Below are 11602 nucleotides of genomic sequence, written 5' to 3'. Positions count from 1 at the left end.
AGGTAGTTATCTTTGGTGTTAAACTGCCATTGGTTTTTGATTACGCTGTAGCTTAACTCAAACGACAACAACCGAGATTATACTAACAACCTCTATGAAAAATCTAGTTCTATCATCTATTACAGCTTTCGCTGGTACATCTGGATTAGTTTTTGGCACAATGCCAGCCGCTTCTGCTTTAAATTGGAACTGGAATTATTCTGGTACTGGTATAACAGCGAGTGGTACTTTCATAACTAATAACACACCTAACGATTCGGGTTTTTATCTGATTACTGGAATTACTGGTATACGCAATGGCGAAACAATTCTTGGTTTGCAACCGCCAGGGACTCCGATACCAGGAAATGAACCTTTTGCAGTTGATAATTTAATTAGTTTGAATACTCAACAGTTAACGGGTGACGGTTTCGGATATTTTACATCAGGAGGAAACTATTCTAGTCCGTTTTTCGCTAGTTTTTTGCCGATACCAGGTTATTTAGAAGTTTTTTCTGCACCGCCATTTATAGCAGGTTTTGAAAATTTAGGAACAGAAGATAGTGAGCTACCTATTAGTTTTTCTGCAACTATAATCAGCGTTCCTGAACCCACATCTATTGTTAGCTTACTCGCCATTGGAACTCTCGGTGTAACTTTAACACTTAAAGGTAACAAACTATATAAAATTAATTGACAAGAAGCTCAAAAAAATTCTTAAATAGATCTTCAAGGGTTTGCATCTTTTTTTTAATGAGAAAGTAGTTGATTTTCTCTTTCTCTACTCTCTTTCTTTTCTCACACTCCACACTCCATGAACCCTCAAGAAATCCTCAACTCAAGTCGTCGTTTCGCCATTATTAACGGCGATGATTTTGGTTTTTCTCGCGGTGTAAATCAAGCAATTATCAAAGCACATAAACAAGGCATACTCACCAGCACCAGCTTCATGGTAACTGGTGATGCTGCCGAAGAAGCGATCGCACTCGCCCAAAAACACCCCGACTTAGCCGTTGGCTTACATTTAGTTTTGGTCTGTGGTCGTTCTGTCTTACCCCCAGAACAAATTCCCCATTTAGTTGACTCCCAAGGTAACTTCCCTAATAGTTCTTTTTTAGCTGGGTTGCGTTATCAATTCCAAAGTGCCGCCCGTGCAGAACTTCGCCAAGAAATTCGCGCCCAGTTAATCAAGTTCCAAGCCTCTGGTTTACCACTTTCTCATGTAGATGGGCATTTACACCTGCACGTTCATCCAGTTGTGTTGCAAATTTTAGTGGAGTTAGCACCAGAGTTTGATATCCGTTTTATCCGGCTACCCTCGGAAGAACTTGGGAAGACTCTGAAACTCACCCGTCAAGACCTACTAACTAAATTAATCTGGTCAGGCGTGTTTACCCAACTGCGCCGTTATGGTGAAACTTTGCTAACATCGCACGGCATTAATTTTACTGATAAAGTCTACGGGTTATTGCAAACTGGCAATGTCACAGAAAAATACTTGCTGGGACTGATACCGCAAATTGGGTCAAACTTGGTAGAAATTTATTGTCATCCCGCAGATGTGCAAGTAGGAGAAGCACTTAATGGCCCACCAGGGTCAGGTAAAGCGGAACTCGCTGCCCTGTTGAGCCACCAAGTACGTAAACTATTGATTGCCAATAATTTTGAGTTGACTAATTACCAAAAATTGGATGCTTTAGGACGCAGCAAGGGCGTATTCTTTTAAATCTGCCAAAGAACAGACCTCTAAGGCTCTAGCGTGGGTAGATTCTAAGACTACAGGCGGTGCTACACCAGCTTCTAGAGCTTCTTGCCAACGTGCTGCACATAAACACCAGCGATCGCCAGCCCGTAATCCCGGAAAATTGTATTGTGGCATTGGTGTACTCAGGTCGTTACCTTGAGATTTGGTAAACTCCAAAAACTCGGCTGTGACTTGGGCGCAGACAACGTGCATTCCCACATCTTGACCACCTGTACTACAAAAACCATCGCGGTAAAATCCAGTCATGGGCGAAGTACAGCAAAGCTGCAAATCTGTGCCTATGACATTTTTAGCTTCTGCCATCTTTAATTGCCTCAATTTTGCCGTAGTCTAGTTTGATGATCCGGTCTGCTAGATGAAAATAGCGATCGTCATGACTAATTACTAGCACTGTTTTCCCTTTGTCTCGCAATTGTGGTAATAACTGGGTATAAAATAAATCCTTAAAATATGGATCTTGATCAGCAGCCCACTCATCAAATAAATAAATTGGTCGGTCTTCTAAATACGCAGTTAGTAAAGCTAAACGCTTACGTTGTCCTTGAGAAAGAGCAGTAGTTGAAAGTTTACCATTGTGAATTTTTACTTTGCGATCTAACTGGAGTTGTTTTAAGTAACTCTCGGCTAAATTATCTAAATTACTACTAGTTAATCCTAAAAGTTCATCAAATAAATAAAAGTCCGAAAATACTACTGCAAAATGTTGGCGATACCACTCTCGATTTTGGTCTGTGATTAATTCACCATCAAATATAATTTCCCCATTTTCAGGAATGTAAAGCCCAGTGATTAACTTGGCTAAAGTAGATTTACCGCTACCATTACCACCCACAATAAATACTAATTCTTGAGGATAAACGCTCAAGTTAATCGGGCCGAGAATAAAGCCTTGTTCTTCCTGTTCTCTATAGTAGCGATGAGTTATGCCCTCAAAGTCTAAGGTATGCCATGAAGTCTTTAATGCAGGTGGGACAGTTAATACTTCTGCACGACTAGCCAGAGATAAACCCAAAGATTCTATTTTTTGTAAGGCAACATTAGCTTTACTCATTTGCGGCATATTGTTAATGATGTTATCCATTGGCAACATCAAATAAGTAAATGTGAGAACATATCCTGAGATAGTTTGAGGAGTGATAGTAATTAATTTTGGCAGTGCGAATAATAAAAAACCAATCGCAAAGAAAAATAGTAGTTTTCCCCAGCTAGTAGTAGCCGCAAAAAAATTTAACCCCCCTATATTGTGCCGCCGAAATTTAATAGCTGTTGATTGCAAATTTTTTTCTAAAAATACTTGGCGACGTTGATAATTAAGTTTAAGTTCTTTAACTCCTTGAGTAAGATTTTGAAAATCCTTAAATAATAAATCTTGGTCATCACGGGCTAACGCTAGTAATTTTCCGCCTCTAGCAATTAACCATTGACAACTGCCTACACCGACTACAATCAAACCACAAAGAACTAATAATACTTGCCAAGACAACCAAGTGATATATACTAAGCATCCTAAAACGATCGCTAAATCAATACAAAGAAAAGGAATTACATACACAGCATTAGCAACTGCTTGCACATCCTCTGTCAAAATCGCCAGTAGTCGGGGATTACCTAGCTGTTCCAAATGGCTTAATTCAGAAGTGAGAATTTGCCGACTCAACCGCATTCGTAATTGCAAAATGGCATCTTGAGATAGGCGAATCAACATTATTTGCGAAATAATGCTAGTAATCAAAGCAACAATTACTAAACCTAAAAAACCCCAAGCTATGTTTGCTAAGGCTGGGTGCGTGATGTCAGTACCCGCACTACTGATTAAAGCGATCAGTCCCGCGCTACTACCGCCACTTAAAAATCCCGTGACAATTGCGATCGCCACCATCCTCCAGGAAGAACGTAAGAGAAAGTAAATTAGATTCATGACAATTGATTAAACAGTACTTAAGTTGTTTCCTAGGGATAGGAGAAATATTTAATATTAATAAATTTTGCATATATCTTCCCAAAGTCATAGCTTTGTCATCTGAAAGGCATAACTTTTTTATAAAGAAAATCTAAATTATTATAGAGTTAAAAGGCAAAAGCCATATATATTATTAATATAAAAAATTCTGGCTTTGATGTTTTATATCTCAAAAAATAACTTGACAAAAATCTTAAATTAGTATCCTAAAAACAGTGCAGCTACTAACCAAACTGAATGAAATCAACAGAGGCAGATTGTTTTTGGGCGTGAGTTAATGCTGGCTTCTACTGAGGATAAATATGCTCTTGCTGCTGTGGTGCTTTTGCTTGTCAGCTGTTCTGTTTTACTGTTATGGAATTTATGCAGCGATCGCCTTTTTACGTCAGCCCCAACCTAGCAATCCTGAGTTTCATCCACCTGTAACTATTTTAAAACCATTGTGTGGGCTAGACAGTGATGCTGAAGATAATCTTGTCTCATTTTGCCAGCAAGATTATCTCAATTTTCAAATTATTTTTGCTGTGCGCGATCACCAAGATCCAATCATAAAAGTTGTTGAGAAAATTATTCAAAAGTTCCCTGATATAGATATTACTCTAGTTGTGAGCGATCGCATCCTGGGAGCGAACCTCAAAGTCAGCAATTTAGCCAACGCATTAACTCAAGCAAAACACGAAATTTTAGTGATTGCTGATAGTGATATTCGCGTTAAATCAGATTATTTACAAACTGTTATTCAACCATTGCAAGCTGAGAATGTAGGAGTTGTTACTTGTTTATATCGTTCCCTAATTAAAGGATGGGTGACAACATTAGAAGCAATCTGGACAGCTACAGATTTTCATCCAGGCGTGCTAGTTAGCAATCAAATAGAAGGGATAAAATTCGCCTTCGGTTCGACAATTGTAATTCGCAAATCAGTCTTAGAAAAAATTGGTGGATTTGAAGCGATCGCTGATTATTTAGCTGACGATTTTCAACTAGGTAATTTACCAGCCAAAGCAGGATACAAAGTAGTCTTATCTAATTATGTGGTTGAACACGTATTAGGCGACAGCACTATTGTCAATTCTTTACAACGCCAGATTCGTTGGGCGCGTGGTATCAGATTCTCTCGCCCTTGGGGTTATCTCGGACTAATTCTTACCTATGGTACAGTTACTAGCTTACTATTTTTAATAGTTACAAAAGGTTCAACAATAGGTTGGATTAACCTAACAATAGTTTGGACAATACGATTAGTGATGGGTTGGATAGTTGGGGCGATTTTACTGAATGACCTAGTTACCAAAAAGTATTTCTGGCTGATTCCGTTGTGGGATTTACTGCACTTTGTTATATGGTGTTGTGGCTTTGTTGGTGGAACAATTGAATGGCACGGACACCAACTAAGATTAACTAGAGAAGGTAAGTTAGTCACCCTAGAACCAGATTCTCTTCCCGTATTTCTTACCACTGTAGAAGAAATACAAAATTAAATTACAATAGCGATCGCATCTATTTCAGCGTCATGCTTGCTTTTTAGCTTGTCTTTCTATTCTGAGTTGACCCAGTTTTTCTGAAACTGGTGGCGGGTTCAATCTTTGTTGTTCTCGCATTTTATGTCCATGTTCTAGCCAGTTTTTCATATATACACTCATAGCTTCTTTATTTTGCAGATAATAAAGAATAGTTGCATATACTTGCTCTAAAGAAATAGTTTGGTAAATCTGAGCAATTTCTTCTGGCGAACGTCCATAATCAAGATATTCATACAGAATTGTTTCTATCCCAATTCTTGAGTTTTTAAGTCTAATATCTTCAGAAGAAATAAAGTTAAAATACTCTGTAATTTGTTTAGTAAGCATAGATAAAACTACATTCATTGGTTTATCTATATCGTAATCTTTATGGTAGGGCGCAAAGCCTTGCGCCCTGACATCTAAATTTATCTAACTTCTACCAAACACAGTACCCAAAGAACGGGCAATGTTTTGCGGTTGCATCGCATCCATCGCAGCAGTTGGTTCGTAGCCACAGTGAACCATACAATCAGCACACTTAGGATTACCACTGGCGCGGCCGTACTTACTCCAGTCTGTTTTATCTAGCAATTCCCTAAAGCTGGAGTAATACCCTTCATTCAACAAATAACAGGGTTTTTGCCAACCTAAGACACTATAACTGGGACTACCCCAAGGTGTGCATTCGTATTCTTTTTCCCCAATCAAAAAGTCGAGGAAAAGAGGATTGTGATTGAAGTTCCAGTTTTTCTTACCTGAGGTGTGGGGAGTGAGGATTTCGCGGAAGAGGGCGCGGGTTTGTTCGCGTTTCAAGAAATGATCTTGATCTGGGGCCCAGTCATAACTGTAGCCAGGAGAAATCATCATCCCATCAATATTCAGACTTTCTAGAAAATCAAAGAATTCCTGCATTTCTTTGACATCTGCACCTTCAAAGATAGTGGTGTTAGTAGTGACGCGGAATCCTTTAGCTTTAGCAGCCCGAATCGCTTGTAACGCAATATCAAACACACCTTTGCGATCTACACATTTATCATGCCACTCGCGCATTCCATCTAAATGGACGCTGAAAGTCAAGTAAGGCGAAGGTTGAAATTTATCAAGGCTTTTTTCTAATAACAAACCATTGGTACACAAGTAAACATACTTCTTGCGTTCCACTAACCCCCGCACAATCTCATCAATTTGGGGATGAAGTAGCGGTTCTCCTCCAGGAATGGAAACTACAGGCGCGCCGCACTCTTCCACAGCCGCAAAGCACTCTTGGGGTGTGAGATTGCGCTTAAGAATCTCGGCAGGATGCTGAATTTTGCCACAACCAGTGCAAGCTAAATTACAGCGAAATAGTGGTTCTAACATCAATACCAAAGGGAAGCGTTTGCGCCCTAAAAGACGCTGAGTTACAAGATACTTCCCAATATCCATTGCTTGTTGTAAATTAATCGCCACTTTAGTTGTCACTCCTCTTTGATAGATACAACCACACAGAAATAGTCAATAGTCAAGGGTCAATAGTCCATAGTCAATTGTTTTCTGCCTTTCATTTGACATAGCCCTCTGCAATAAACCAATCCACGGCATCCTTGAGTGCCTGCTTTATGTCCGACTGAGGCAATCCCAATTCTCGAACTGCCTTAGTAGCATCGTAATACATTTGTTGTTGAGCCATCCGCACACCATCTACAGGAACAGAGGGCGTTTTGCCCAAGGGTGCCAGAACTTTCTCATCAATCCAAGCCACACTCAAGGGTATCCAAGACGGGATGGTGCGCTGGGGTGCTGGTATACCAGTAATTTGGGCAAGTTGATCTAGCACCTGCTTGAGGCTAAGATTTTGGTTTCCTAAAATATAGCGATCGCCTGACTTCCCTTTATGCAACGCTAGTAAATGTCCCCAAGCTACATCTCTCACATCGATAAAATTCAACCCTGTATCCAGATAAAAGGGCATTTCTCGCCGCAAAAACCGCAAGATAATATCTCCCGTAGGCGTGGGCTTGATATCTAATGGCCCAATCGGACTACTAGGGTTGACAATTACAACATCTTGCCCTCTAGCCGCCGCTTGTTTCGCTTCTTGTTCAGCGAGAAACTTAGACTGTTTGTAGCTACCTACCAACTTTTCCACAGGGCTTTGGTAAGTTTCATCGACAATACCAGCCCCAACGCCAATCGCCGCCACAGAACTGGTGTAGACTGTGCGTTCAATCCCAGCTTTGCGGGCGGCTTCCAAGATATTGCGTGTGCCGATAACGTTGTGACGATATAGTAGTTGCTTGTCTACTTGCCATAGAGAATAATGGGCTGCGACATGAAATAAATATTGACAACCCATCATTTGTTGCCAAAGATTGGGATCAGTCAAATCTCCTTTGACCAGTTCCACATCTAAGCCCTGTAAGTTAGCTAGATTGCTGCTAGGACGTACTAAAGCCTTAACCTTGTATCCTTGTTGCAGTAACAACCGCACTACATGAGAACCGACAAAACCAGTTCCCCCGGTGACAAAAGCCTGCATTAATTTTTTGCCCCCTGACGAAAGCGCGGGAACCAGTCATCTAGGATGGCATAGACTACTGGCACAACAATCAAGCTGAGGATTGTAGAACTTACCAAGCCGCCAGCAATTGCGACAGCCATAGGCGATCGCAATTCTGAACCAGCACCTAAACCTAAAGCAATGGGTAGCATCCCTAAAATGGTGGAAGCAGTCGTCATCATAATTGGTCTGAGGCGCACTGGCCCTGCTTTCAAGATTGCTTCGGTGCGTTCTAAGCCTGACTCTCGCAACTGGTTAATATAATCCACCAGCAAAATCGCATTTTTATTTGCCAGTCCTAATAAGAAGACAAAACCAATCAGCGAAATCATCCCGAAGTCGCTCTCGGTAAACAACAGTGCTAATAACGCTCCTACCAGTGCTAAAGGCAAGGAAACGCCAATTACTACCGGGTCTATCCAAGTTTTGAAAAGTAAAAACAATACCACAACGATACACAGGGCAGATAGCAGTAAAGTAGAAGCAAAACTGCCAAAAACTTCTGCCAAGCGAGCAGAGTCACCGCCCAAGTCTAAAGAAACACCAGCAGGTAAAATTGGCTTTGCTTCTGTCACTATTTTATCAGTAGCATCACCTAGAGAAAGATTTTGTCCCAAGTTGGCACTGATATAAGCAACTCTTTGGCTATTCAAACGCTCAATCTGTAAAACTTGCCCTTTTTGATTGGCTTCACCTGTAACTGTGACATCCGCAAACCCTGGAATTTTCACCAAGCGGTCTTTAATTGCTTTGGCTGTTTTGCTTAAAGCTGCTAAATCATTGCCCTGCAATGCTACTTGTAAAGGTTTTTGTCCACCTGTATCGACAAACTGAATATCTTCGACACTGGTTGTTACACCCTTAAGCTTAGGTAAGGTAGTACGAAATTGATCTTGCAGTTGGGCTGTAGTAATATCGCGGTCTTCCTTCAGTTTGACGTAGAGCGTACCTTTATTTGGCTCACCCTCACGAGAACCAACAGTAGTAAATACTGTTTCTACTGCTGGAGATTTTCTGACAACTGCTTCTAATTTCTTGGCAACCTCTAGAGAATCGTTTAAAGGATTAGGAATAGAGATTGGCAAAGCATTCGCTTGTCCTGCTTGTCTCTGTAAAGCTGCTAAATCTGCTGAACTTGGCTGTCCGCCTTGTGCTGCTTGTCTTTGTAATGCTGCTAAATCTGGAATATTTGGTAAAGGAGCAGTATAAGTGATATTAAACTCACCGCGATCGAGTTTAGGGATAAATCCTTTGGGAATGAGTGGAATTAGGGCGATCCCACCAACCAGACTCAGGACTGCCAAAGCAATAACTAGCTTGCGATGATGTAAAGACCAGTGCAGTAAGTTGCGATAAGCTTGGTTAAAACCTATCCACGTCTTAGCTTCTCGCCTACGAGGTCGTGCAGATATAGGTTTTAGCCAGTATATAGACAGCACTGGTGATAAAGTTCGAGCCACCAGCATAGAAGCTAACATCGCCGCCGATACAGTGATACCAAATGGCTTGAAGAATTGTCCGACTACGCCACCCATCAAACCTATAGGCAGAAAAACTGCGACAGCCGTCAACGTGGCCGCAGTCACAGTCAAACCAATTTCATTAGTAGCCAACAATGCAGCTTGGCGGGGAGTTTCGCCGTCTTCAACGTGGCGCATGATGTTTTCGACATCAACGATCGCATCATCAATAATACTGCCAATTACCAAGGCCAAAGCCAGCAGTGTAATTGTCTCTAAGTTGAAGCCGAAAATCGCCATAACGATAAATGTCGCCAACAAAGACGTAGGAATCGCCAGTGCGGAAATTAAGGTGGCTCGCCAACTCCACAAAAAAGGAAAGATGACGACGATAGACAACACAATTGCTTCTATCAACGCGTCAATTGTTGACTTAGTAGCATGACGGATATACTCTGCTTGGGTAGCAGCTAAGGTGAGCTTGACATCCTTGAGGTTGCTTCTGAGCCTCTGCACTTCTTTCTCAACCCGACTCACCACTTCTAAGGTGTTAGCACTACCACGTTTGATGACTTGAAACGCCAGTGCATCTTGACCGTTGAACCGGACTAGTGTGTTTCCACCTTGGGAAGGAGTAGCCGCAGTTGTTTGTGCTGTCGGTAATGTCGGTGCAGCATTTGGATCTCCGCCTAACCAATTAACTTTTAGGACTCCTGGAAGTTTAGAAATCGCTGGGATAATTTGGTCTTTCGCTACCTTATTTAAATCTGTGATGTTACGTGAGGAACTCTCAATGGCATAGCTAATGGCGGCTGATTCATTGAGATTTAACGGGATAATTTTATAGTTGGCTCCTTTGGGTAGGCTTAACTGTTTTAATGCAGTTTCTACCTTCTTTGTCGATTTTTCTAAATCAGTACCTACCGTAAAAGCTAAACTCACGGCAGTTTGGCCAGGATAGGCAGATGAACGAAGATTATCTAGACCTTCTAGGGAACGTAGACGCTCTTCAATTGGTTTAGTGAGTTTTGCTTCTGTATCCAGTGCCGTTGTCAGTGGTGCTGTTGCATTCACTACCACCACAGGAAAAGTGATATCTGGAAACAAAGCATACTTGAGGGAACTGAAAGCTAAAAGCCCAGCTACCGTCACAGCAATCCAAAAACTCACTGTTAACCACGAGAAGTCAATTGCCAATTTGGAAATATTGAAGCGTTCTCGTGCAGATTTTTCGCTACTAAGCTTTACCATCTTGGAAGATTGTGCAGGCAACTCAATTATTTGTCATGCTACATTAATCGTTTGAAGTTTGTACGCTTTGCTGTCTTTTAGTGAGCAATTTTACTTAATTTAGTGATGAAGAAAGTAAAAAGCAGCAAACTCAAGCGATCGCCTTCCAAGGTATAAAATCTTGTTACAGTCAATGGCGCAAAACATTATGTAAACTGATGACTGGGTACTGGAAAATCAGGGTGGAACATGATTAATACTATTTTGGTACCCCAAGGTGCAGAGTATCAGGCAGTATGCCGAGGTTTGAGTCAAGTTACTGGCTTAAAACCAGATGTTCTGTCTATACCAGTTGGGATTAAACCTTTAACTCAATACCTGAAACAATGGCAACAACAGCCATCGTTTTTCGCTCAAATCCCACAACCAATGCAGATACAGCCAGAAAATAAAAGTTCTTTATTTCAACCTCAGGTGCTGGTGATGGGTTTGTGTGGTAGCTTGAGCCAGCGTTATACCGTTGGAGACATAGTACTGTATCAAAATTGTACTTACCAAGGACAGATACAAGAATGCGATCAACTGTTCACTACTCAATTATATTCTCGGTTACGTCAACAGGTATCTTTAGTTAAGGGATTAACAAGCGATCGTGTTATCTGGTCTGCCAAGGAAAAACGCCACTTAGGTGAACTATTCGAGGCTGATGTTGTAGATATGGAAAGCTTCGCCGCCTTAGAGTTTTTTGAGCAAATAGGAATTGCAGCCACAGTAATCCGAGTAGTAAGTGATGACTGTCAACGCGATATCCCTAATCTCACTTCAGCCATCAGTGCCGATGGTTCACTCCAAACTCTACCCTTAGCCTGGAGATTCATTCGTCAACCTATAGCCGCCACGCGATTAATTCGTGGCTCTTTACAAGGTTTAAAAGTATTAGAAAAATTGATTCCATCTCTTATTGAAGGCAATAGGGAATAGGGAACAGGCAATAGAGGCAATAGGTAAAGCCTTGAAGACTGGTACTTATACCAATTCGCAATGACGCTTGCAGGCTCGCTACCACTGCGCTAACGCAATTAAAAAATTTAGATGCAGCAAAGCCTTCAGGGTTTACATCTGTATCAAACTTTTCGTGAAATGGTATTAGGCATTGAAGTATAG

10 protein-coding genes are annotated in these 11602 nt (G+C 41.2%); 4 read left to right on the top strand and 6 right to left on the bottom strand.

What is annotated here, in order from left to right:
• Positions 1 to 94: 94 nt before the first annotated feature.
• Complete coding sequence (locus H6G76_RS13975) at positions 95 to 676, top strand: PEP-CTERM sorting domain-containing protein (protein ID WP_190701278.1); 582 nt, start codon at positions 95 to 97, stop codon at positions 674 to 676.
• 117 nt (positions 677 to 793) lie between these two features.
• Positions 794 to 1705, top strand: coding sequence for a hopanoid biosynthesis-associated protein HpnK (gene hpnK, locus H6G76_RS13970; RefSeq protein ID WP_190701275.1), 912 nt, complete (start codon positions 794 to 796; stop codon positions 1703 to 1705).
• Here the strand turns inward: hpnK and H6G76_RS13965 are convergent.
• Together H6G76_RS13965 and H6G76_RS13960 are read right to left on the bottom strand one after the other, a co-directional pair.
• Positions 1676 to 2047 carry a DUF2237 family protein gene (locus H6G76_RS13965; protein ID WP_190701272.1) on the bottom strand — a complete coding sequence of 124 codons (372 nt, stop codon included), beginning with the start codon at positions 2045 to 2047 and terminating at the stop codon, positions 1676 to 1678. The two genes, hpnK and H6G76_RS13965, sit on opposite strands and share 30 nt — an antisense overlap.
• A complete protein-coding gene (locus H6G76_RS13960) occupies positions 2034 to 3662 on the bottom strand; it encodes a cyclic peptide export ABC transporter (protein ID WP_190701270.1) in 1629 nt (542 codons plus the stop codon). Before H6G76_RS13960 ends, H6G76_RS13965 begins: the two co-directional genes overlap by 14 nt.
• Positions 3663 to 4033: 371 nt before the next feature.
• Between H6G76_RS13960 and hpnI the strand changes: the two genes are divergently transcribed.
• The gene (gene hpnI, locus H6G76_RS13955) at positions 4034 to 5185 is read left to right on the top strand and encodes a bacteriohopanetetrol glucosamine biosynthesis glycosyltransferase HpnI (RefSeq protein ID WP_313934775.1); all 1152 of its coding nucleotides are present in this window, start codon (positions 4034 to 4036) and stop codon (positions 5183 to 5185) included.
• Between the two features lie 30 nt (positions 5186 to 5215).
• Here the strand turns inward: hpnI and H6G76_RS13950 are convergent, their stop codons facing one another.
• The 4 genes from H6G76_RS13950 to H6G76_RS13935 all read right to left on the bottom strand — a co-directional run bounded on the left by H6G76_RS13950 (position 5216) and on the right by H6G76_RS13935 (position 10459).
• The gene (locus H6G76_RS13950; RefSeq protein ID WP_199337372.1) at positions 5216 to 5572 is read right to left on the bottom strand and encodes a DUF433 domain-containing protein; all 357 of its coding nucleotides are present in this window, start codon (positions 5570 to 5572) and stop codon (positions 5216 to 5218) included.
• A gap of 66 nt (positions 5573 to 5638) precedes the next feature.
• Positions 5639 to 6658, bottom strand: a complete 1020-nt coding sequence (gene hpnH / locus H6G76_RS13945) for an adenosyl-hopene transferase HpnH (RefSeq protein WP_190701262.1) — start codon at positions 6656 to 6658, stop codon at positions 5639 to 5641.
• A gap of 91 nt (positions 6659 to 6749) precedes the next feature.
• On the bottom strand, positions 6750 to 7727 hold the full coding sequence (gene hpnA, locus H6G76_RS13940) for a hopanoid-associated sugar epimerase (protein ID WP_190701259.1): 978 nt from the start codon (positions 7725 to 7727) through the stop codon (positions 6750 to 6752).
• Positions 7727 to 10459 (bottom strand): efflux RND transporter permease subunit, encoded by a 2733-nt coding sequence (locus tag H6G76_RS13935; protein WP_190701256.1) that lies wholly within the window; start codon positions 10457 to 10459, stop codon positions 7727 to 7729. Before H6G76_RS13935 ends, hpnA begins: the two co-directional genes overlap by 1 nt.
• A 228-nt stretch (positions 10460 to 10687) precedes the next feature.
• Between H6G76_RS13935 and H6G76_RS13930 the strand changes: the two genes are divergently transcribed.
• Complete coding sequence (locus H6G76_RS13930) at positions 10688 to 11419, top strand: phosphorylase (RefSeq protein ID WP_190701253.1); 732 nt, start codon at positions 10688 to 10690, stop codon at positions 11417 to 11419.
• The last annotated feature ends 183 nt before the right edge of the window (positions 11420 to 11602 follow it).

This window comes from Nostoc sp. FACHB-152, from assembly GCF_014697475.1.
In the GTDB taxonomy this organism is placed as follows: Bacteria; Cyanobacteriota; Cyanobacteriia; order Cyanobacteriales; family Nostocaceae; genus Nostoc_B.
The sequence above is the reverse complement of the archived record's forward strand: the minus strand, read 5'-3'. Positions and strand labels throughout refer to the sequence as shown.